Source organism: Acetobacter okinawensis (assembly GCF_002153655.1).
GTDB classification, from domain to species: domain Bacteria; phylum Pseudomonadota; class Alphaproteobacteria; order Acetobacterales; family Acetobacteraceae; genus Acetobacter; species Acetobacter okinawensis_A.
Map to the genome: position 1 here is coordinate 160015 of NZ_JOPJ01000017.1, position 21768 is coordinate 181782.

Below are 21768 nucleotides of genomic sequence, written 5' to 3' on the forward strand. Positions count from 1 at the left end.
CTTAGGAAACGGGAGATAAAACCCCACCCGCACGCAGCAGATCGCCCGAGACTTCGACCAGAAAATCCATAACCGTGCGCGTGCGCAGCGGCAGGGTGCGCGGGCCGGTATGCACGGCGTAAAATGGCAGGCCGGGGATGGTCCAGTCAGCAAACAGGCGGACCAGGCGGCCACTGGCCACGGCGTCACGCACCTGAAAAGCCGGGAGCAGGCCAACACCAATGCCTGCTTCTACCGCGTACAGGACCGCCTCGCTACTATTGGCGCGGAACACGGCGGACGGCGCGATCACGCTCTCCTCCCCCTCGCGGTCAAAGTTCCAGTCCAGCCGGCTGGAGCCGTAGTTGTACACAACACCGGGGTATTCGGTCAGTTCGCGGGGGTGTTCGGGCATGTTGTGACGTTGCAGGCAGGCGGGGGAAGCCACCAGCCATTTGTGCACCAGCCCCAGCTTGCGGGCGATCAGTGTGCCCTCGGCAATGTCGCCCACACGCACGGCAAGGTCCAGTCCTTCCTCCACCAGATCGCCAAAGGAATCGCGCATGACAACCTCCACCGACAGGTCGGGGTGGCGGTCCAGCAGTTCGCCCATTCTGCGCGTCAGGCACAGGCCAAAAGCCGTGGTCACGCCCAGCCGGACAAGGCCGGAAACCGAGGCGCGCCTGCGACCCAGAACCGTTTCCGCCGTCTCCAGTATTTCCAGCACCTCATAGGCGTGGGGGAGCAGGCTGCGGCCATCTTCGGTCATGGTCAGGCTGCGGGTGGTGCGCGCAAACAGCGTGGTGCCGTAATGCGCCTCCAGCAAGGCAATATGGCGGGAGATGGTCGGCTGGCTCACCCCCGTCTCGCGCGAGACGGCGGAGAATGAGCCTGTAGCGGCAACACGCACAAAACTGTGCAGTGCGGAAAGAAGATCCATGGAGTTCGGCACCGTTTCCTGTGTAGGCGGTCAGCCCTCTCCAGTGCTGCCAACAACAACAGGAAAGACAGTTCAGAGTGTGCCGAAAAATGGGCTCCAACTGTCCCGCCCTGTATTCAGCATGCTGTGTCAGGCTACGAGCTTGTTACCTTTTCTATTGCAGCAAGGTTAAGCCAGATACAACATAGACAGAACAAGAACCCGCCATGCCTATAGCGCATTAGAGCTATAGGCATGGCAGCAGAATCGCCGGAATTACCTGCGGCGGGTGTGGGGCATGGACAGGCGCTTTTCTGCCAGCCGTGCCAGCCGTACAAACGGCAGGCCCAGCAGCAGGTAGGCCGCACCCACCATCAGCCCCGTGCCGAAATAGTCAAAGTAAGCCGAAGAGAGGCGGATGTAGGTCTGCGTCAGTTCGGTCAGGGTAATCACGCTGACCAGAGACGAATCCTTGAGCAGCGAGATAAAGTCGTTGGTCATGACCGGCATAACCAGCCTGAACGCCTGCGGCACCAGCACGTAACGCAGAGCCTGCGCGTGGGTCATGTTGAGCGCAAGCGCTGCTTCCATCTGCCCATGTGCAACGGATTGCAGACCGGCGCGGTAGTTTTCAGCCTCGTAGGCCGCGTAGTTCATGCCAAGGCTGACCACACCGGCGACAAAGGGCGACATGCTGATGCCAAATTCGGGCAGGCCATAAAAAATGAACAGCACCTGAATAAGCAGCGGCGTGCCGCGCACCAGCTCCACATAGGTTGCCGCAAGCCATGCCAGCGGGCGCGGGCCATACAGGCGCAGCAGTGCCAGCCCCAGCCCCAGAGCCACGGCCACCACCATAGCGCAGAGCGAGACAAGCAGCGTCAGCCCCGCAGCGCGGACAAGCTGGGGCACAAAGCCCGCATAACGCTCCAGCTTGACGCGGAACCCACCCTTGCCCTGCAACTCGGCCACATAGGCGTTCCATGCCGCCGGGGTGACGTTGGGCTGGGTCTGGTCGTTGGTCAGCTGCGCCATCTCGGGCGTCCACAGGTCCCAGCGTGTCAGGATGTGGTGCAGGCTGCCGTCCTGCTGCATGGCCACAAGGGCTGCGTTCACCCGCTCGCGCAGTTCCGTATTTTTGCCCTTGGCAAAAGCAATGCCATACTGCACGCGGCCAATGGGTGCGCCGACAATATGCAGGTCGGGATTGGTCTCCCCGTAGTATTTGGCAATGGGGCCGTCGATCAGGATGGCGTCAGTACGACCGTTGACCAGGTCCATGAACGCATCTGTCTCTTCATCATAGGTGCGCAGGGAGATCTTGGTGTTGTTGGTCAGCATACGCTCGGCCTGCGTATCCTTGATTGTGCCTACCGTGTGGCCCTCAAGGTCCGCCATGGTGGTGAGCTGCTTGCCCTTGCGCCGCACCACCAGCCGTTCGGATGTCACATAATACGGGATGCTGAAGTCAATGCCCTCGGCATGTTCATCGGTCATCTCGATCCCGCAGATGACCATGTCGTACAGGCCACGTTGCAGGCCGGGAATAAGCCCGTCCCAGTCGTTGTTGATAAAGTCGAGCGGCGCGCCCATGTGGCGGCTGAGTTCCTGCATCAGGTCATATTCAAAGCCGGTAAGCTTGTTCTGATCCTTGAGGTCATGGAACGTGTAAGGCACATCGGCCGAGGAATCGGCAGCCCAGTGGAAAGGCTTGCTCTGTGCGTGGGCGGTGGAGGCCAGTTGTGGGCCACCCAACGCGAGCAGGGCGCAGAACAGGCCAAACACTGCGCCCAGAAAGCGCCGAGGGCGGGGCTGTGGGGTGTTCTTCACAGGACTGTCCTCATAAAACGGCGTGTCTGTTCATGGGCGGGGTTCACACACAGGACTTCTGGCGGACCAGCCTCGATCACATGGCCACCATCCATGAACACCACCGTGTCGGATGCGACCTCGGCAAAGCGCATGTCGTGGGTAACAATAATCTGGGTCATGCCTTCGTCATCGAGTGTGCGCATGACGTTGAGCACCTCCTCGGCCACAATGGGGTCAAGGGCGGATGTCGGCTCATCGTAGAGCATGATCTCGGGGCGCATGGCCAGTGCGCGGGCAATGGCCGCACGCTGCTGCTGCCCGCCGGAGAGCGAAACCGGGTAACGCTGCGCCACCTTGGCCAGACCCACTTTTTCCAGAAGGGCCATGGCTTCCTCGCGGTCGGCTTCGGCATTGCCGCCTTTGACCACGCGGGGGGCAAGCAGGACGTTATCCAGCACGCTCAGATGCGGAAACAGATTAAAACTCTGGAACACCATGCCCACATGGGTCCGCAGGCGGTGGGCCAGATGCTCCTCCGCGCTGCGCCAGGGGCCACCATTGCGCGCAATGGTCACGCCCATGGCGGTGACCGTCCCACGGTCCGGTATTTCCAGAAAATTGAGACACCGCAGGAAGGTGGATTTACCGCAACCCGAAGGACCGATGATGGACACCAGCTCCCCCTTGCGGACCTGCATGGACACGCCACACAGCACCTCACCCTCACCAAAGTCCTTGTGCAACTGTTCCGCACTCAGAACTACGGGGTCATTCATAGAAAAAGCCGACCCGGTTTGCACCGGGTCGGCAATAAGACGTTCACCTTGAACGGATGGGTTCTCAGGCAGCTTTCGTCATCCCTCGCAAGACGTACTGAAGGATGCCACCATGCCTGTAATACTCTACCTCGTCCAGAGTATCGACCCGGCAAAGCAGCGGTACTTCCTGCTTGGAACCGTCATTTCTTGTAATTGTCATAATCACGTCCATACGGGGCGTGAGTTTGTCTATTCCGGAAATGCTGATGACTTCATCACCCTTCAGACCGAGGGTCTGGCGGGTCGTGCCTTCCTTGAACAGCAGGGGCAGAACGCCCATGCCCACAAGGTTGGAACGGTGGATACGCTCAAAGCTTTCCGCGATCACGGCCTTGATGCCCAGCAGCAGGGTGCCTTTGGCAGCCCAGTCGCGCGAGGAACCCATGCCGTATTCCTTACCACCGAATACAACCAGCGGCACGCCCGCTTCCTTGTATTCCATGGCCACGTCATAGATCGCGCCTTCCTTACCGTCGGGGAAGTGCTTGGAATAGCCCCCTTCCGTACCCGGCACCATTTCGTTCTTGATGCGGATATTGGCAAAGGTACCACGGACCATGACCCGGTCATTCCCACGACGGGACCCGTAGGAGTTGAAGTCCTTGGGTTCCACGCCATGTTCGATCAGGTAGCGGCCAGCGGGGCTGTCCTTCTTGATGGAACCGGCGGGGGAGATGTGGTCGGTGGTGATGTTGTCACCCAGCAGGGCCAGAATACGCGCACCGGAGATATTGCCCGGAGCCGTGGGCTCGACCGCCATGTTCTTGAAGTACGGCGGGTCCTGCACGTAGGTGGACTTGGGGTCCCACTTGTAGGTTTCGGAACCGGTAGCGACCTTGAGGCCCTGCCATTCCTTGGTGCCCTTGCTGACGTTGGCGTAGCGCTTGATAAACTCTTCACGCGTGATGGAAGAGGCGATCAGGTCCGCAATTTCCTTGTTGGAAGGCCAGATGTCCTTGAGGTACACCGGCTTGCCATCCTTGGATGTGCCAAGCTGCGCGGTTGTAATGTCCTTGCGCATGGTGCCCAGCAGCGAGTAGGCGACCACCAGCGGCGGGCTGGCAAGGTAGTTGGCGCGCACGTTGGGGGAGATACGCCCCTCAAAATTACGGTTACCCGACAGGACGGAAACAGCAACAAGGTTGTTGTTTTCAATCGCGTCCACAATGTTGCCCGGCAGCGGACCAGAGTTACCGATGCAGGTTGTGCAGCCGTAACCAACCGTGTTGAAGCCCATGGCGTCCAGGTCTTCGGTCAGGTTGGAGCGGTTGAGGTAGTCGGTCACCACCAGCGAGCCGGGGGCGAGCGAGGTCTTGACCCACGGCTTGGGCGTCAGGCCCAGAGCGCGTGCCTTGCGGGCCACCAGCCCTGCGGCAATGAGCACGGCGGGGTTGGAGGTGTTGGTGCACGACGTAATGGCCGCAATCACCACATCCCCACTGCCCAGCTCGTAGTTGGTGCCTGCGACCGGAACCTTCTTGTCGGCTTCGGCCGCGGGAACACCAAGGGAGGAGGTCAGTTCTTTTTCAAACGCCGTGGTTGCACTCTTCAGTTCCACGCGGTCCTGCGGGCGCTTGGGGCCAGCCAGAGACGGCACAACCGTGCTCAGGTCCAGTTCCAGCACGTCCGTGAACACGGGTTCGGGCGTTTTTTCGGTGCGGAACATGTCCTGCGCCAGCAGGTATTCCTTGACCAGTTTGATGCGGTGTTCGTCACGCCCGGTCTGGCGCAGGAAGTCCAGCGTCAGCTCATCCACGGGGAAGAAGCCACAGGTCGCACCATATTCGGGGGCCATGTTGGCAATGGTGGCGCGGTCGGCAACGGGCAGGTGGTCAAGGGCGGGGCCAAAGAACTCCACAAACTTGCCAACAACGCCCTTCTTGCGGAGCATCTGGGTCACGGTCAGCACCAGATCGGTAGCCGTAGCCCCTTCTGGCAGCTTGCCGGTCAGCTTGAAGCCGATCACGTCGGGGATCAGCATGGCAATGGGCTGGCCGAGCATGGCGGCTTCGGCCTCGATCCCGCCAACACCCCAGCCCAGAACGCCCAGACCGTTGATCATGGTCGTGTGGCTGTCCGTGCCGTACAGCGAATCGGGGTACACATAGTCCTTGCCACCCACGTTGGCGGTCCATGCCACCTGCGCGATGTATTCAAGGTTCACCTGATGACAGATGCCCGTATCGGGCGGCACCACGGAGAAGTTCTCAAACGCTTCCTGGCCCCAGCGCAGGAAGGCGTAGCGTTCCGCGTTGCGCTCAAACTCAAGGGTGATGTTTTCCTGCAAGGCTTCATCGGTGCCTGCAAAGTCCACCATCACGGAATGGTCGATCACAAGGTTGACCGGCACCAGCGGGTTGACCTTCTGCGGGTCGCCCTTGAGGTTGACAATGCCGTCGCGCATGGCCGCAAGGTCCACAACGCCGGGAACACCCGTAAAGTCCTGCATAAGAATGCGGGAGGGCTTGAAGGGCACTTCCTTGGAGCTGGCCCCTTTGGGCAGCCAGCCAGCGATGGATTTTGCATCTTCCACGCTGTAGGAGCGCGCATCTTCAAACCGGAGGATGTTCTCCAGCAGAACCTTGAGCGAAACCGGCAGACGGCTTACGTCGCCAATGGTTTTTGCCGCTTCGGGAATGGAAAAATAGTGGTAGGTCTTACCGTCAACCTCAAGGGTGCGGCCTGTTTTAAGTGAGTCGTGGCCAACCGATTTCATCGTCGCTTTCTCCCCGATCACAGCCGATGGCTGGTGATGCGTTCAGGACACCGTTGTGTTCCGTATTGTTCCGCACGGCGCTGCGTGCGTGTCCGCTCTTCGGACAACCGGCTTGATATCCCGTTGGGGCTAGAACATACCGGCACAGATAAAAGGCACAAGCGGGGGAGCGACCACGAGCGCGCGAGCACTCCCGCTTTTTGTGTGATTACGGTAACAAAAAGGAGAAGTCCCATCTCCGTGAGCCACTCCAACACCCGTGCCGATGCCCCCTGCGGCCCCGCTGCGGCCCCTGCGCCGCTGCTGGTTGCGGACTCCCTGTGCGTGTTCCGCGGGGACCGTCTGGTGCTTGATGGCGTCAGCCTGTGCCTGCGCGCGGGCGACGCCATGCTGCTGACCGGCCCCAATGGCGCGGGCAAATCCACCCTGCTGCGTGTGCTGGCCGGGTTGCGCAAACCCGATTCGGGGCAGCTGACATGGCAGGAGCAGTCCATTTTTGCCGACCCCGCCGCCCATGCGGAGCGCGTGGCCTATATTGGCCACCAGGACGCGCTCAAACCCGGCCTGAGCGTGCGCGAAAACCTGCACCTGTTCACTCGCCCCGGTGCCAGCATGGCCGATGCGCTGGAGGCCATGGACCTGCGCCCACTGGCCGACCTGCCCGCCCGCCTGCTGTCCGCCGGGCAGAAGCGGCGCACCGCCCTTGCCCGCGTGCTGCTGGCCCAGGCCCCACTGTGGCTGCTGGACGAGCCGAGTCTGGGGCTGGATTCGGCCGCCATTACCCTGCTGGGCAACGCCATGGCCGCACACCGCGCACGGGGCGGCGTAATTATTGCCACAACCCATGTCCCCCTGCCGCTGGACAACACCTGCGCGCTGGACCTGCCCGGTGCCGCCGACCCGCGACCCATAAGCCTGTATGAGGGAGAGTACGCATGACCCGTCTGTTCTGGGGCATTGTCATGCGCGACCTGCGGCTGGCCGTACGCCACGGGGCGGATACGCTGGGTGCCGTGCTGTTTTTTGTGGTCAGCGCCACGCTGTTCCCGCTTGCTCTTGGCCCCTCGCCCGAGCTGCTGCGCCACATGGCACCGGGTATTCTGTGGGTCTGCGCCCTGCTGGCAGCCCTTTTGCCGCTGGACCGCCTGTTTGGCGCGGAGCTGGAGGATGGATCGCTCGACCAGCTGCTCCTCCTTGGCCTACCCCCGGCACTGGTCGCCCTTGCCAAAATAACCGCCCACTGGCTGACAACCGGCGTCCCGCTCCTGCTGGCGGCTGGCCCGCTGGCCATTATGCTGGGCCTGCCCGCCACCACCCTGCCTGTGCTGCTGGGGGGGCTGTTTCTGGGCTCTGTCGTGCTGTCACTGATCGGGGGTATGGGGGCGTCCATTGTGCTGGGCGCGCGCCGTGGGGGGGTGCTGCTGCCCCTGCTGACCCTGCCACTGGCAACCCCCGCCCTGATTTTTGGCGCAGCCGCAATAGATGCCGCCTCCAACGGGCTGCCATGGCAACCCGACCTTGAACTGCTGGGCGCTTTTGTCGCAGGCACGCTCCCACTCTGCCCCCTTGCGGCAGGGGCCGGACTGCGGGCCGCGGCAGAGTAACACCGCAAACACACAAAAGGCGGGAGCCACTGGTGTGGTCCCCGCCCTGTGTTGCAGCCTGTGTGGCCCGCCCTCTTGCCCGCCAGAACGGCGGAGCAGGCCACACCAGTTGAACCCGCCTTATTTTGCGGGGGCGGGAGCCGGGGCCGGTGCTGCCTTGGCCGGGGCCGCACCACCAGCAGGCTGCGCGTTAGAGACCGCCTGAATGTCCACAGACGCATAACGCACGGCCTGCTGCGCATCCCGCAGGGCTTCGCTCGCCTTGTAGGGGTCTTTGCCAATCTGCTTGGCGGCACGGGCCACGTCCTGCGTCACCTGCTCCAGCGGCACGGCGGCAATGACGTAATCCGCATCCACACTGGTCACGCGCAGCACTTCAGCCGCGCGGGCGGGGTTACCGGCTTTGAGGTGCCGGTTGGCAGCCGCCACAACGGCTGTTTTTTCCGGTGTTTCCTCCGCATTGGCGTTCAGCACCAACTCACCATCAATGGGCAACCATGCCACCTGCTGCGTAACCGGAGCACTGGGGCGCGGGCGGGACTGGCCGGTTTTGCTCGGCATCAACTCTGCTGCGGCTTTCTGGAAGGCGGTGTTGTCCGAGCGGGCCGTGGCCAGTGCCTGCTGGGCATTGGCAATAAGGGCCTTGGCCCCTGCCAGATCCCCATCAAAAATGGCGTTGCGGGCGAGGGACAGATATTCGAACGCCATGCTGCCATCATCGGAAAGACGGCTGAAGTCCTGCGTGGCGGCGGACTGTGCAACCGTGCTGGCGGTGGCGGCCCCTGCTGGCGCCTGCTGTGCATACAAAGGTCTTGCCCCAGCCGTTGCCACCAGAACCGTACCCAGCAGCATACCCATTCGTGTCATGATAACTCCCTTTACCCAAGGCCCCGATCATGGGCCCTGTGTCTGCGGCAATTGTTAAGCGCATCGGGGCTGCTGCAAAGGGCTGCGCGCACAATACAGGCCTGTCTTTATGGCAGAGGGGAGCAGAACAGAAAAAACCCCCACCCACCGGGCCAAAGCGGCGCGGCGGATGAGGGTTGATCGTTGACGCATGACCCGTGGAGCGCACACTCCACGGCAGGTCGGCTCAGATGTAGTGCTCGCTCAGCGGCGCAAAGCCGTTAAAGCGGGTTGAGCAGTAGGTGGAGACATAAGCCCCCGTACCCAGCAGGTCGATCTGCTCGCCCGAGCACAGGTCAAGCGGCAGGTCGTAGTGGGTTTTTTCGTACAGGATGTCCGCCCCGTCGCAAGTTGGGCCAGCCAGTGCAACCGGTCCCGTGGGGGAGCCGTCCCGTGCGGTGCGGATCGCGTAGCGAATGGATTCGCCCTCTGTTTCCGCCAGACCGCCAAAGCGCCCGATGTCCAGATACACCCAGCGTGGCCCGTCCTGACGGCCTCGTGCGCTCACCAGTACCACCTCGGTACGGACCACACCGGCCTCACCCACAATAAAGCGACCGGGCTCGACCAGCATTTCGGGCAGTGCATTGCCAAAATGCTCGGTCATGGCGCGGCAGATCGCCCCGGCAAAATGGTCGATCTCGGGCACATCCTCGCGGTAGCGGATGGGGAAGCCCCCGCCCAGATTGATCATGCGCAGGTCCAGCCCGGCGTCACTCAGGTCCGTGAACAGGCTGGCCACGCGGGAGATTGCGGCCTCGTACGCCTCGGCCGAGAGCTGCTGGCTGCCCACATGGAAGGACAGACCATACGGGTCCAGCCCCAGCGCGCGCGCCTCCAGCATCAGGTCACGCGCGGATTCGACCGTGGTGCCAAACTTGCGTGAGAGCGGCCATTCCGCATCGTAATTGTCCACCAGAAGGCGGCAGTACACGCGGCTGCCCGGAGCATGCTGGGCAATTTTTTCCAGCTCTTCGCGGCAGTCGAACACGAACATGCGCACGCCAGCCTTGTAAGCGGCCTGAATGGCGGACACTTTTTTGACCGTGTTGCCAAAGGAAATGGACTCGGGGTCCGCCCCTGCGGCAAGGCAGAGGGAGACTTCCTCCCACGATGCCGCATCAAAGCAGGAGCCAAGCCCGACCAGACGGGTCAGGATGGGCATGGCCGGGTTGGCCTTGACCGCATAGTAAATACGCGCGAGCGGCAGGGCTTTGCCCAGTGCGCGGTAACGGGCTTCCACCTGGTCAACATCGACGACAAGGCAGGGCGTTGCCGGCTTTTGCTCGGCAAGAAAACGGGTGATTTTGGGATTCATGTCCCCACTCCCCCAGTTCAGGCTCCCCCGCCTGTATGTGCGGAGAAGGACGTTGCGAAACGGTCTAACGGACCAGCGAAAGGCAGACCTGCAAAGAGGTCCCGATTAGCCAGAACGCTTGACGTCGTTGCGTAACCTCAGAGGGCCAGTGGCACGTGCGTTGCTGCGTAGGGGCGTGGATATGCGGCCAAACCAACACAAGCGCAAGTAAAAAATCCCAAGAAAACAAAAAAACTTGGCACACCCCCCCAAGCCCCGATAAGAGTTGGAAACATTATGGTTGCTTCACGCTTTTCTGCTGTCCTGTTCACGTAAAATCTTTTGTGCGCCCCATTGTGAAGTACACCTGACCAGACTCCACAACCGGCCCCTGCGGCCGACCATGGTGCGCACGTGGAGTGCCTGATGCACACATCAGGCCAAACCACAGATCAAGGATCTTTGTGACTTCATGCAGGCTCTCTGGCAGTCGGACCGCCCCCCCCTTACCCACCATACAGCCCCCGAAGCCCCGGTGCTGACCGCCAAGCTGCGCTTTGCAAGCCCGTGGGCCATGAGCCGCGCGGACTGGCGGATTATTGTGTCCAACACCTTTAAAAATCTTGTGTTCGGGCCGACCACGCTGGTGGCTGCGGGGTGCGCGTTCTATACCACGCTCTCGCTGTTCCCCGCCATCAGCGCGCTGATCTCCATTTACGGGCTGGCGTTTGACGTGCAGACAGTGGCCCCGCAGATGGACATTCTGCGGAACCTCCTCCCCCCCAGCGCATTCAACCTGCTCTATGACCGGGTGCAGACACTGGTGGCCGAGCCGCCGTCCTCCCTGACCATGAACCTGATCATCTCGCTCACGGTCGCGCTCTGGTCCGCCTCCGCCGCCACACGCTCCATCCTGTCCGCCCTGAACATTGCCTACAACACGCGTGAAAACCGCAATTTTCTGGTGTTTCAGGCCACGGCCTTCGCCATGACCCTGTCTGGCATACTTGGCGCGGTGCTCACGCTGGCGCTGCTGGTGGCCATGCCGCTGCTGCTGGCACTCCCCGCCATCCTGCACATTCCCACCCCTCCCGGCTCCATCGAGTTTCTGGCGCGCTGGAGCGGGCCTGTGGTCATGTTCACTTTTGAAACACTGGCCCTGTCAGCCCTGTACCGCTTTGGGCCGGACCGCAAGCGGCACACGCAGTGGCGCTGGGTGCTACCCGGTGCGCTGACCTCCACCATTACGTGGATCGGGGCATCCCTTGGTTTTTCGTATTACGTGGCGCATCTGGCCAGCTACAGCGCGACGTACGGACCTTTGGGTGCGTTTATCGCCATTATGATGTGGTTTTTTGTGACCGCATGGGTGGTGCTGATGGGGGCAGAACTTAACGCCCAGATGGAAGGGTATGCCCTTGGGCTGATCCACCCGACGGAAAGCGATGCCATGCTGGCCAGCAAACCTGCCACACCAACGGACTGCCCCCGCGCACCTAGCGCGGAACTGTAAGCACTAAAACCGCCCGCCAAGGTAACGCCTGAGGTGCAACACCTCCAGAGCGGCAACTGGCAGAAGGCCCAGACCGAGGGTTAAAGCTTATGGGTGGCCGAAGCGCTTGCGCTGGAGGTGCAGCGGGCGGCCATGCTGCCCGGCCTGCGACTTGGACGTGGCGGACAGCGTGGACTTTGTCCGCACTTCCGGTGCTGCGGCCACTTCCTCTGGCGTTGCAGCCTGCACGCTGACATGCGCCACACCGGCACCGAGCATACCAATCTGGGCGGCCGCAGCCTGTGAGAGGTCAATAATCCGCCCGCGGCTATATGGCCCACGGTCATTGACCGTTACCACAACAGAGCGCCCCGTCTCTTCCGAGGTCACGCGCAGTTTGCTGCCAAGGGGGGCTGTGGGGTGGGCGGCTGTCAGGCGGGTTTTGTCAAACCGTGCCCCCGAGGAGGTGCGCCGCAGGTGCTGGCGTGCGCCATACCAGCTTGCCATCCCCTTCTGTGCCACTTCGCTACCGGAAACGGTGCCAGCATCGGTCACATCCTGCGCATCGCGCGCTGCAAGGGCCTTATGCACGGATTCGGCCCATGCAGTACCACCTGATGCGTCCGCCGCAGCCGCATGGGCTGAAGGGAGCGCGAACAATGAGGTTGTGACTAACACACTTCCAAGAAGTGCCCGGCGCAGGGCTGACATCCGCCTGTTAACTCCGTTTTTGTTCAAGACCACTCCTTAATGGTCCCTTTACATGCCCGAAGGCAACCTTTTTCGGCCTCCACTACGGGCAACTTGCGCAGTTATTCCGCCCCCGCGTGGCAAAAATATGACCATCTGCCCCTATGTGCACGCAGGCCCCAAACAGGTGCGGAAGGCAGTGGCCCCACTTTTCGTGCCGCTTTCTCTTGGATACGCGGGCGCATCGTGCTACGGCCCCGTCTGTCATGGAAAGACCTCTCATTGCTGTGCTGAACGGCCCCAACCTGAACATGCTTGGCCAGCGCCAGCCCGAAGTATACGGGCGGGCAACGCTGGACGACGTGGAACAGCTATGCCTGCAGACCGCCGAAAAGCTGGGGCTGGCCATAGACTTCCGCCAGACCAACATAGAAGGCGAGCTGATCTCCTGGGTGCAGGAGTGCCGCAGGCGGGCCAAAGGCATTATTATCAATCCCGCAGGCTATACCCATACGTCCATTGCCCTGCTGGATGCACTGCTGGCTACGGACCTGCCAGTTATTGAGGTCCATATCTCCAACATTCACCGCCGCGAGCCATTCCGCCACCACTCCTACGTTTCGCGCGCCGCTACCGGCGTGATCTGCGGACTGGGTGTTGGCGGGTATTCTCTGGCCTTGCAGGCAATGACTGATCTTATTCTGGATGAGGATGACCAATGAGCGGACTGCTCGTGGACGCGGATGCCATTCGGGCTCTGGCCGAAATTCTGACTGAAACCGGACTGACCGAAATTGAGGTGTCTGAAAAAGACCGCCGCATTCGTGTGGCCCGTGCGCCCGCGACCGTGCAGGCCGCAGCGCCTGCACCCGCAGCGCCGGTAGCCCCCGTGGCTGCCGCCTCCGCAGCGGTGGCCAGCGCAGCCCCGGCGGACCTGTCCCGCCATCCCGGTGCTGTGCCCAGCCCCATGGTGGGCGTGGCCTACCTGACGCCCGACCCGTCCTCCCCCCCCTTCGCCAGCGAAGGGCAGATTGTGACCGCAGGGCAGACCCTGATGCTGATTGAAGCCATGAAGACCTTCAACCAGATCAAGGCCCCCAAGGGCGGCACGCTCAAGGCCATTCTGGTCGCCTCGGGCGATCCGGTCGAATTTGGCCAGCCGCTTGCCATTATCGAGTAATGTTCTCCAAAATCCTTATCGCCAACCGTGGCGAGATCGCCCTTCGTATCCTGCGCGCCTGCCGGGAACTCGGGATCAAAACCGTGGCGGTCCACTCCACTGCTGACGCCGACGCCATGCATGTGCGTCTGGCGGATGAGGCGGTGTGCATTGGCCCCGCCTCCTCGCGCGATTCGTACCTGAATGTGGCGGCCATCCTGTCGGCTGCGACCATAACCGGGGCAGAAGCCATTCACCCCGGTTACGGCTTTCTGTCCGAAAATGCGGATTTTGCCGAAACGGTGGAAGCCCACGGTCTGGTCTTTATTGGCCCCACGGCGGAGCATATCCGCATGATGGGCGACAAGATCACAGCCAAAACCACCATGCTCGCCCTTGGCGTGCCACTGGTCCCCGGCTCGGACGGGGAACTGGCCAACCTTGAAGAAGCACACGAAGTGGCCAGCCGCGTTGGCTACCCCGTGCTGATCAAGGCCGCAGCCGGTGGCGGCGGACGGGGCATGAAGGTCGCCCACTCGGCCGATGAACTGTCCGATGCATGGAGCATGGCCCGTACCGAAGCGCGCGCAGCCTTTGGCAACGATGCGGTGTACATGGAAAAATACATGGACCGCCCGCGCCATATCGAACTCCAGATTCTGGGCGATAACTACGGCAACGTGGTCCATTTTGGCGAGCGTGACTGCTCGCTCCAGCGCCGCCACCAGAAGGTGCTGGAAGAGGCAGGCTCCCCCGCCATTTCCGCCGAGCAGCGCGACAGCATCGGCCGCACGGCAACCGAAGCGCTCTCGCGCATGGGGTACCGCAACGCAGGCACGCTGGAGTTCCTGTACCAGGACGGGCAGTTCTGCTTTATCGAAATGAACACCCGCCTTCAGGTCGAACACCCCATTACCGAGATGGTGTGCGACGTGGACCTGGTGCGCGAGCAGATCCGTCTGGCAGCGGGCGAAAAGCTGGGCTACACGCAGGCGGATGTCACCTTCTCTGGCCATGCCATTGAATGCCGCATCAACGCGGAAGACCCGACCACCTTTGCCCCCTGCCCCGGCACCGTGGCCGTGTACCACCCCCCCGGTGGTCTGGGCGTGCGGGTAGATAGCGCGCTCTACACCGGCTACCGCGTTCCCCCGTATTACGACAGCATGATCGCCAAGCTGATCGTCCACGCCCCCACGCGCGCGCAGGCCATTGCCCGCATGCAGCGCGCACTGGACGAATTTGTGGTGGAAGGGATCAAGACCGTGATCCCGCTCCACCGCGCCATTCTGGAGGACCCCGGCTTCCAGAGCGGAGATTACACCATCCACTGGCTGGAGCAGTTCATGGCGCGCACGCAGTAAGCGCGCACGCACCAGAACAGCCTGCACAAAAAAGGCCGGTCCATATTGTGGACCGGCCTTTTTGCTTTTCTGATTCTCCTCCCCTGCACAGGTTATGACCCGTGCAGGACAGACGGCATGCTCAGGCAGCACTCCCCGCCGGAACAGGGGTGGCGGTAGATGCCGGTGCGGCCTCATCTTCCACCGTGTACTGGGGAATGGCGTAGTTGTTCTCGGCCTTGGGCACAAACTCACCTTCACGCAGGGCCATTTCAATATCCTCCAGCGTGGCCCCGCTGGTTTCTGGCACGCAGAAATAGACAAACACGACCGATGCCAGATTAACGCCCGCATAAATCCACATTGTCCCACCAAGGGAGACAAGCTGCACCAGCGAGAGCGCTGTTGCTGTTACCAGCAGGTCCGCCCCCCACAGCACGGCGGCATGCAGGCTGGTGGCCACCGCACGCATGGGCAGGGGGAACAGCTCCGCTCCCAAAAGCCAGCCTACAACCTGAATACCCCCCGAGTTGAACACCATGAACAGGAGCAGGAAGGCCACAATCATCCAGCTTCCCACACTGCCCTTATCGGGGTGGAGGGCAAACATGACACCAAGCCCGATAAGGCTGAGCACGGAACCCGGTCCCATGATCAGCACAAGGCGGCGGCGGCCAATCCGGTCCACAAACAGGCAGCCCAGCAGGGTCATGACCAGATAGACCATAGCCACACCAAGGCTGGTCAGCAGAGCTGATGAGCTATTAAACCCGGCATCCGAGAGGAAGGTAGGGGTGTAGTAGATCATCATCTCCAGCCCACCGGCCTGCGTAAAGAACGCAATACCCAGTGCGGCCACCAGCGCAGGGCGGACCCACGGGAGCCGAAGGCCCTTCCAGCCCCGTTCATCCTCATCCATACCCAGCACGTTCTTGCGGATTTCCGTGATCTCACGCTGGATCACCTTGCGCGACGTACGCACACGCCCAAGCTGCTTGACGGCTGAGACCATGCCCTCGTTCTCGGCCACCCAGCGGGGGCTTTTGGGCAGGAAGAACATGCTCACGAACACCACGGCGGCGGGAATGGCCGCAATGGCCACCATGGGCCGCCAGCCCCATGCATCACGCATGGTAAAGCCCACAAGATTGGCCATGAAAATGCCAATGCCAATGGCCACGTTAAACAGGGTGACCAGATTGCCGCGTTTGGCAGCGGGTGCCAGCTCCGAAATATAGGTCGGCACCACCTGCGTGGACCCGCCAACCGCAAAGCCAAGGAACACCCGGTCAATGACCAGCATGGTCACGCTGGACGCGTAGGAACAGGCGACCGCCCCCAGCACGAACACCGCCGTAACCAGCATGACCGAAATCCTGCGCCCGTAGCGCTCGGAAAACCACGACACACCCACCGCACCAATGACCGCGCCAACCAGAATGGCCGAGGTGACCATTTCTTCCTGCACGGAGGTTAAGTGGAAGTCCTTGGTAATAAGGAGAAGTGCGCCAGAAATAATTCCCGTGTCGTATCCGTAAAGACCGCCGCATATGGCAGACACAAATGCCGCTATCCACAAAACGTAATGAGCACGTGGAGAGATTTCGAGATTTTTTACCGCATCAAGCGTTTTATTTCTTTCTGTCTGCATGACACAATCATGACATACTCGAAAAAACTTGCATATCTTACGAATTATTCTTTATTATAATAAATGGGCTCCTGCATGCCATTCTCCATACGCCCGGAAAAAGCCGCAGGGTTATGGCGGGAATCCTCCCTCCCCCATAATAGCTGCCCGCCCCCGATCAGCCCCCGCAGGGTCACATCTTGGTGTAAATGCTTGACACACACACACCTCAGGCTATCTGCTTACACATAACCAAGGGGGGTTCCGGTACAAGGAACTGAGAGGCCACTAAACGCTTTACTGCACCAGCAGAGAGCACCGTGGCGACCCTGCCGCCAGCAACATAGGGTTCTGGCGGGGAACCTGATCCGGCTCATACCGGCGGAGGGACTGGTGCCTGCAAGGAACAAACGCCCCGCCCCTGTGGCAGGCGTGGCCCGCAATGGCTGCTTCCTTTCAACGGGCCTGTCCTCCTCACGCCTGAGGAGACTATAAAGCAATGTCTGCCACCACCACAGGCCAGCCCACACAGGGCGGCAACCCCAAACCGGCCAACACGGCCGCCCCCGCACCGGGGCAGGTGACCACTGGCCCCATTCGCGGTTCCCGCAAGGTCTATTCCAGCCCCGACGGGCACCCCGATATCCGCGTCCCTTTCCGCGAGATCGCGCTCGACCCGTCCGCCAACGAGCCGCCGCTGCGGGTGTATGACACGTCCGGCCCCTACACGGACGACACTGCCAGCATTGATGTGCGCGCGGGCCTGCCCAAGCTGCGCAGTGCATGGCTGGCCAAACGTGGCCTGACCCCCACAACGCCGCGCAGCATCCGCCCCGAGGACAACGGCGGGGCCGAAGGCAGCTATCTGGTCCAGCCCTGTCCTGCCCCCCACACGGTGCTTACGGGCGTTGCAGGCAAGCCGGTCACGCAGTACGAATTTGCCCGCGCAGGCATTATTACCGAAGAAATGATCTACGTGGCCCACCGCGAAAATCTGGGCCGCCAGAAAGCGCTGGACGAGGCTGCGGCACAGCTCAAGGACGGCAACTCCTTTAACGCCGCCCTGCCCGAATTTGTAACCCCCGAATTTGTGCGCGAAGAAATCGCACGCGGGCGCGCCATTATTCCCGCCAACATCAACCACCCCGAGCTGGAACCGGTTGTGATCGGGCGCAACTTTCTGGTCAAGGTGAACGCCAACATCGGCAACTCGGCCATTACCTCCTCCGCCGCAGACGAGGTGGAAAAACTGGTCTGGTCCATCCGCTGGGGTGCCGATACGGTCATGGACCTGTCCACGGGCCGCAACATCCACAACATCCGCGACTGGATCCTGCGTAACGCCCCCACCCCCATTGGCACGGTCCCGCTTTACCAAGCGCTGGAAAAAGTAGGCGGGGATGTGAGCAAGCTGAACTGGGAGGTGTTCCGCGACACGCTGATCGAGCAGGCCGAGCAGGGCGTGGACTACTTTACCATCCACGCGGGCGTGCGCCTGCAACACGTCCCCCTGACGGCCAACCGTGTCACCGGCATTGTCTCACGCGGCGGGTCCATTATGGCAAGCTGGTGCCTGAACGGCCACCGCGAGAGCTTTCTGTACGAGCATTTTGAAGACATCTGCGACATCATGCGCGCGTATGACGTCTCCTTCTCCCTTGGGGATGGTCTGCGCCCGGGCAGCATAGCCGACGCCAATGACGCGGCCCAGTTTGCCGAGCTGGAAACACTGGGCGAGCTGACCAAGATTGCGTGGGCCAAAGGCTGCCAGGTCATGATCGAAGGGCCGGGCCACGTGCCCATGCACAAGATCAAGGAGAACATGGACAAGCAGCTGCGCGAATGTGACGAGGCCCCGTTCTACACGCTTGGTCCGTTAACAACCGACATTGCACCGGGCTACGACCATATTACCTCGGCCATTGGGGCTGCCATGATCGGCTGGTTTGGCACGTCCATGCTCTGCTACGTCACGCCCAAGGAACACCTTGGTCTGCCCGACCGCAACGACGTAAAAACCGGCGTGATCACCTACCGCATTGCCGCCCATGCGGCTGATCTGGCCAAGGGGCACCCGGGGGCAAAGCTGCGCGATGACGCACTGAGCCGCGCGCGCTTCTCCTTCCGCTGGGAGGACCAGTTCAACCTCTCGCTCGACCCCGACACGGCCTGCGCGTACCATGATGAGACCATGCCGCGGGATGCCCACAAGACGGCGCATTTCTGCTCCATGTGCGGCCCCAAGTTCTGCTCCATGCGGATCAGTCAGGACCTCAAGGAAGATGCCATTCGCCTTGCAGGCATTGAGCAGAAGAATGAGGAGTTCCGTCAGGCTGGCGGCAAGGTCTATGTTGCCGCCGAATAATGGCACAGCGCGTATAACTGTTTGAATATTTATAAATATGGAGAATAGGCTCGCCTGTTCTCCATATTTTTTGTCTTCCCGTTAAAAATAATGCCGCAGGAAAACTTTGGGCACACCTTCGGTATTAAGGCACGAGAACACGATGACCGCCACCCAGACCATACAGGCGGAAAAGCAAAAAACCTTGCACCAGACAGAAACGTTGTCCTCTCGCCCCTTCATGATCGGCCAGTAAATGGCCTTGTGACCATACCACTCCAGCACGCCGGACAGCACCAGCGCCAAAAGCTTGGGCGTAATATAGGCACGCGCCCCAATGTGCACGGGGTCGTAAAAAAACAGGGCGACTCCAGTAATCATGGCTATGCCATAGCTGATATGCAAAGGACGCAGCATAAAGCGCGAAAGACGGACCAGCGTATCCTTGTCCATCTGCTGGACCACCGCGAGGGCGAACAGCATTTCCAGCCCAAAAAACCCAGCCATACTCAGGATATGCAGCATTCTGACCAGATAATGGATCGGCTGGAACCAGAAGTGGAAGGTCCGGCTATCCAGCGCCATAAGCAGGTCCGTTGGCAGACGCATAAAAGCCAGAGGATGGTTCGACATGATTTTACAATTCACCGATCGGTATAAACATTGACTTTAATAATGATTCTCACTAACCCAAACAGTCAAGACAAGCGGAGAACCAGAGAATGAAACGGCTTTTTGCAGCCCTCCCCCTTTTGAGCGGGATGTATCTTTTTCCTCCCGCGCAGGCTCAGGCGCAAACCGTTTATCACCTTACACTCAAAGATCATCATTTTGAACCTGATCATCTGAGCGTGCCTGCTGGCGAGCGGTTTATCATTGAACTGGAAAACCAGGACAGCACGACCGACGAGCTTGAGAGCTATGACATGAAATTTGAAAAAATTATTGTCCCCGGCTCCAAAATTCGTGTGCATGCAGGCCCGCTACACCCCGGACAATATACTTTTTTTGATGACTACCACCCCGATCAGGCCAAGGGAACAGTCACCGCAGAAGCAAAGCCGTAAACCATGCTTGGCAGTCTGATCATTGTTTTTCGTGAAGTTATGGAAGCGGGCCTTGTTATTGGCATTGTGCTTGCGGCAACGCGCGGCATTGCCGGTCGGGGCTGGTGGGTGGCGGGCGGCATTGCCGCCGGTGTAACCGGGGCAGCCATTGCCGCAGCCTTTGCCGGGGCACTCTCCACCGCATTCTCTGGCAATGGACAGGACATTTTTGCCGCATCCATCCTGTGTCTGGCTGTTCTCATGCTCTCGTGGCACGTCATCTGGATGGCGCGGCACGGGCGTGAACTCGCGCAGGAAATGAAGCAGATGGGGGCTGCTGTCTCCTCCGGTCATCGCTCCCTTGGCGCTCTGGCTACCGTGGTAGCCGTGGCCGTACTGCGCGAGGGCATGGAGGTTGTGCTCTTCCTCTACGGTATTGCCGTATCGGCCCATGTTGGCGCGTTCTCCCTGCTTAGCGGCGGCCTGCTGGGTGTGCTGGGCGGTGCTGTTCTGTCCTATGCCCTGTATCGTGGGTTAATCATTATTCCCCTGCGGCATCTTTTTGCCGTCACCAATATTCTTGTCTCCATTCTGGCGGCAGGCATGGCCTCTCAGGCAGCGGCCCTGCTTGCATCCGATGACCTGATTCCGGCACTGGGTTACGACATCTGGGATACATCCTGGCTGTTGTCCGATGGCAGCCTTGCTGGCCGCACGGCCAAAGCCCTTGCCGGTTACACCGACAGGCCAACAGGGGTTCAGATTCTTGTCTGGTGCCTGACCCTTGCCTGCCTGCTGGTTGCAGAACGCTTTGTGCGCACCCGCCCACACCCCTCCTCCTCACCATAATTCCCCACCTTTTCAACCCTGTGCCCTACGGCACATCTGATCGCAGAGATATGAAATGAAGCGTTGTATCAAAGTGTTTTCCGTACTGACCGCTCTTTCCGCCGCCTATGCTGCTCCGGCCATGGCGCGTGAATACCCCATTGGTGGCCCCGTGCAGGCGCATGATATGGAAATTGCCGCCAACTACCTGCTTGGCGTGGACATGGCCCCCATGCCCAAGGACATGGCCATGGGTGCGGACACCATTCACCTTGAAACCGACGTGCATGCCACCGCAGACAACCCCTGGGGTTTTCCCGATGGTGCATGGATCCCCTACATTGGCGTGGACTACACCCTGACCAAAAAGGGCTCCAGCTGGAAGAATGAGGGCATTCTGCACCCCATGACTGCAAAAGATGGTGCGCATTACGCCAACAATGTCAAAATGGATGGCCCCGGCACCTACACGGTTGTGTTCCGCTACAGCTCGCCCGAAACCAACGGCTTCCTGCACCACACGGATAAAGAAACGGGCACACCCGGCTTTTGGGCTCCCTTTACGGAAAGCTTTACATTTAGCTACCCCCAGAAGTAATTTTTTCTAAATATTAAATATTGGGGCAGGGATTATGCCAAATCCCTGCCCTTTTTTTGTATTTCTGGGTTGCAATTAAAACATATTTAACTTAACACGCTTTCCCATATTGATGTTTTTGATAATTATTCGCAAATAGGACGCAACCTCATGTCAAGATTCTGCTTGGCGCCACGCCATAGACAATCCTGCCACGCAAAAAAAAGCAGGCAATTTTCCAAAACTATTTTTGTATCTCTCGCTTTATCTCTCCTTTCCAGCACAGCAGCTTTTGCACAGAATGCAGAAACGCAGCTGGAGCAGGACCGCCGCCGTCTTGGCAATTCCGGCCCTCTGGTCTCCGAGATTGACCCGGCCACGGTGCGGGATTCCATGCGCGCGGCAGAGGCCGCCAAATCCCCCGATGCAGACCACCCCGACCTGAGCGACCACCTGCTGGGCAGCGTCTGGGGTGCGCGCGACTGGATGGCCCGCCACGGCATTACCCTCGACATTCAGGAAGTGGATGAACTGTGGGGTAACACCACAGGCGGTAACCCGTCTGGTAATGACGGGCCCAATGGCTCAGGCTCGGGCACCGGCCCCGC

19 protein-coding genes and 1 pseudogene are annotated in these 21768 nt (G+C 60.6%); 11 read left to right on the top strand and 9 right to left on the bottom strand.

The window, feature by feature from the left end:
- Window position 1 precedes the first annotated feature (1 nt).
- The 4 genes from HK26_RS09260 to acnA form a co-directional block, all read right to left on the bottom strand.
- A complete protein-coding gene (locus HK26_RS09260) occupies window positions 2-919 on the bottom strand; it encodes a LysR family transcriptional regulator (protein ID WP_086639508.1) in 918 nt (305 codons plus the stop codon).
- A 255-nt stretch (window positions 920-1174) separates the two neighbouring features.
- Window positions 1175-2653, bottom strand: a complete 1479-nt coding sequence (locus HK26_RS09265) for an ABC transporter substrate-binding protein/permease (RefSeq protein WP_257640952.1) — start codon at window positions 2651-2653, stop codon at window positions 1175-1177.
- Window positions 2654-2724: 71 nt separating this feature from the next.
- Complete coding sequence (locus HK26_RS09270) at window positions 2725-3486, bottom strand: amino acid ABC transporter ATP-binding protein (RefSeq protein WP_086639510.1); 762 nt, start codon at window positions 3484-3486, stop codon at window positions 2725-2727.
- A gap of 64 nt (window positions 3487-3550) precedes the next feature.
- Window positions 3551-6244 (bottom strand): aconitate hydratase AcnA, encoded by a 2694-nt coding sequence (gene acnA / locus HK26_RS09275; RefSeq protein WP_086639511.1) that lies wholly within the window; start codon window positions 6242-6244, stop codon window positions 3551-3553.
- A 240-nt stretch (window positions 6245-6484) separates the two neighbouring features.
- Here acnA and ccmA point away from each other — a divergent pair, with 240 nt between their 5' ends.
- Together ccmA and ccmB are read left to right on the top strand one after the other, a co-directional pair.
- Entirely contained in the window at window positions 6485-7183 is a 699-nt protein-coding gene (gene ccmA, locus HK26_RS09280) for a heme ABC exporter ATP-binding protein CcmA (RefSeq protein WP_374188233.1), read from the top strand.
- Window positions 7180-7848: a heme exporter protein CcmB gene (ccmB, locus tag HK26_RS09285; protein WP_025829105.1), complete on the top strand. Its 669-nt coding sequence runs from the start codon at window positions 7180-7182 to the stop codon at window positions 7846-7848. Before ccmA ends, ccmB begins: the two co-directional genes overlap by 4 nt.
- Window positions 7849-7968: 120 nt before the next feature.
- On the opposite strand, the gene HK26_RS09290 is transcribed toward ccmB, so the two are convergent.
- Window positions 7969-8715, bottom strand: a complete 747-nt coding sequence (locus HK26_RS09290; protein ID WP_086639513.1) for a YfdX family protein — start codon at window positions 8713-8715, stop codon at window positions 7969-7971.
- 226 nt (window positions 8716-8941) lie between these two features.
- On the bottom strand, window positions 8942-10072 hold the full coding sequence (locus HK26_RS09295; RefSeq protein ID WP_035372800.1) for a type III PLP-dependent enzyme: 1131 nt from the start codon (window positions 10070-10072) through the stop codon (window positions 8942-8944).
- 451 nt (window positions 10073-10523) lie between these two features.
- Here HK26_RS09295 and HK26_RS09300 point away from each other — a divergent pair, with 451 nt between their 5' ends.
- The gene (locus tag HK26_RS09300; protein ID WP_086639514.1) at window positions 10524-11564 is read left to right on the top strand and encodes a YihY/virulence factor BrkB family protein; all 1041 of its coding nucleotides are present in this window, start codon (window positions 10524-10526) and stop codon (window positions 11562-11564) included.
- 87 nt (window positions 11565-11651) lie between these two features.
- Here the strand turns inward: HK26_RS09300 and HK26_RS09305 are convergent, their stop codons facing one another.
- A complete protein-coding gene (locus HK26_RS09305; RefSeq protein ID WP_374188234.1) occupies window positions 11652-12281 on the bottom strand; it encodes a septal ring lytic transglycosylase RlpA family protein in 630 nt (209 codons plus the stop codon).
- A gap of 218 nt (window positions 12282-12499) precedes the next feature.
- Between HK26_RS09305 and aroQ the strand changes: the two genes are divergently transcribed.
- From aroQ to accC, 3 genes are read left to right on the top strand one after another with little or no spacing between them, the layout of a single operon-like run.
- A complete protein-coding gene (aroQ, locus tag HK26_RS09310; protein ID WP_086639516.1) occupies window positions 12500-12955 on the top strand; it encodes a type II 3-dehydroquinate dehydratase in 456 nt (151 codons plus the stop codon).
- Entirely contained in the window at window positions 12952-13413 is a 462-nt protein-coding gene (locus HK26_RS09315; RefSeq protein ID WP_086639517.1) for an acetyl-CoA carboxylase biotin carboxyl carrier protein, read from the top strand. Before aroQ ends, HK26_RS09315 begins: the two co-directional genes overlap by 4 nt.
- Window positions 13413-14756: an acetyl-CoA carboxylase biotin carboxylase subunit gene (gene accC, locus HK26_RS09320; RefSeq protein WP_086639518.1), complete on the top strand. Its 1344-nt coding sequence runs from the start codon at window positions 13413-13415 to the stop codon at window positions 14754-14756. The genes HK26_RS09315 and accC overlap by 1 nt, the downstream gene beginning before the upstream one ends.
- Before the next feature lie 121 nt (window positions 14757-14877).
- On the opposite strand, the gene HK26_RS09325 is transcribed toward accC, so the two are convergent.
- Entirely contained in the window at window positions 14878-16386 is a 1509-nt protein-coding gene (locus HK26_RS09325; protein WP_086639519.1) for a sugar porter family MFS transporter, read from the bottom strand.
- Between the two features lie 478 nt (window positions 16387-16864).
- Here HK26_RS09325 and thiC point away from each other — a divergent pair, with 478 nt between their 5' ends.
- Window positions 16865-18730 carry a phosphomethylpyrimidine synthase ThiC gene (gene thiC / locus HK26_RS09330; protein ID WP_086639520.1) on the top strand — a complete coding sequence of 622 codons (1866 nt, stop codon included), beginning with the start codon at window positions 16865-16867 and terminating at the stop codon, window positions 18728-18730.
- Window positions 18731-18811: 81 nt separating this feature from the next.
- Here the strand turns inward: thiC and HK26_RS09335 are convergent, their stop codons facing one another.
- On the bottom strand, window positions 18812-19342 hold the full coding sequence (locus HK26_RS09335) for a hypothetical protein (protein WP_086639521.1): 531 nt from the start codon (window positions 19340-19342) through the stop codon (window positions 18812-18814).
- 89 nt (window positions 19343-19431) lie between these two features.
- On the opposite strand from HK26_RS09335, the gene HK26_RS09340 reads away from it, so the two are divergent.
- The 4 genes and pseudogenes from HK26_RS09340 to HK26_RS09355 form a co-directional block, all read left to right on the top strand.
- Window positions 19432-19776, top strand: coding sequence for a cupredoxin domain-containing protein (locus tag HK26_RS09340; protein ID WP_086639522.1), 345 nt, complete (start codon window positions 19432-19434; stop codon window positions 19774-19776).
- A 3-nt stretch (window positions 19777-19779) separates the two neighbouring features.
- Entirely contained in the window at window positions 19780-20604 is an 825-nt protein-coding gene (locus HK26_RS09345; RefSeq protein WP_086639523.1) for an FTR1 family iron permease, read from the top strand.
- 55 nt (window positions 20605-20659) lie between these two features.
- A complete protein-coding gene (locus HK26_RS09350; protein ID WP_086639524.1) occupies window positions 20660-21181 on the top strand; it encodes an iron transporter in 522 nt (173 codons plus the stop codon).
- A 150-nt stretch (window positions 21182-21331) separates the two neighbouring features.
- Window positions 21332-21768: pseudogene (locus tag HK26_RS09355) on the top strand (hypothetical protein); the annotation flags it as partial.

Bases quoted from the DNA above. Each gene is read 5' to 3' on its own strand.
- HK26_RS09260 (WP_086639508.1), bottom strand. From the start codon at position 919: ATGGATCTTCTTTCCGCACTGCACAGTTTTGTGCGTGTTGCCGCTACA.
- HK26_RS09270 (WP_086639510.1), bottom strand. From the start codon at position 3,486: ATGAATGACCCCGTAGTTCTGAGTGCGGAACAGTTGCACAAGGACTTT.
- acnA (WP_086639511.1), bottom strand. From the start codon at position 6,244: ATGAAATCGGTTGGCCACGACTCACTTAAAACAGGCCGCACCCTTGAG.
- ccmB (WP_025829105.1), top strand. From the start codon at position 7,180: ATGACCCGTCTGTTCTGGGGCATTGTCATGCGCGACCTGCGGCTGGCC.
- HK26_RS09290 (WP_086639513.1), bottom strand. From the start codon at position 8,715: ATGACACGAATGGGTATGCTGCTGGGTACGGTTCTGGTGGCAACGGCT.
- HK26_RS09295 (WP_035372800.1), bottom strand. From the start codon at position 10,072: ATGAATCCCAAAATCACCCGTTTTCTTGCCGAGCAAAAGCCGGCAACG.
- HK26_RS09300 (WP_086639514.1), top strand. From the start codon at position 10,524: ATGCAGGCTCTCTGGCAGTCGGACCGCCCCCCCCTTACCCACCATACA.
- aroQ (WP_086639516.1), top strand. From the start codon at position 12,500: ATGGAAAGACCTCTCATTGCTGTGCTGAACGGCCCCAACCTGAACATG.
- HK26_RS09315 (WP_086639517.1), top strand. From the start codon at position 12,952: ATGAGCGGACTGCTCGTGGACGCGGATGCCATTCGGGCTCTGGCCGAA.
- accC (WP_086639518.1), top strand. From the start codon at position 13,413: ATGTTCTCCAAAATCCTTATCGCCAACCGTGGCGAGATCGCCCTTCGT.
- HK26_RS09325 (WP_086639519.1), bottom strand. From the start codon at position 16,386: ATGCAGACAGAAAGAAATAAAACGCTTGATGCGGTAAAAAATCTCGAA.
- thiC (WP_086639520.1), top strand. From the start codon at position 16,865: ATGTCTGCCACCACCACAGGCCAGCCCACACAGGGCGGCAACCCCAAA.
- HK26_RS09335 (WP_086639521.1), bottom strand. From the start codon at position 19,342: ATGTCGAACCATCCTCTGGCTTTTATGCGTCTGCCAACGGACCTGCTT.
- HK26_RS09340 (WP_086639522.1), top strand. From the start codon at position 19,432: ATGAAACGGCTTTTTGCAGCCCTCCCCCTTTTGAGCGGGATGTATCTT.
- HK26_RS09345 (WP_086639523.1), top strand. From the start codon at position 19,780: ATGCTTGGCAGTCTGATCATTGTTTTTCGTGAAGTTATGGAAGCGGGC.
- HK26_RS09350 (WP_086639524.1), top strand. From the start codon at position 20,660: ATGAAGCGTTGTATCAAAGTGTTTTCCGTACTGACCGCTCTTTCCGCC.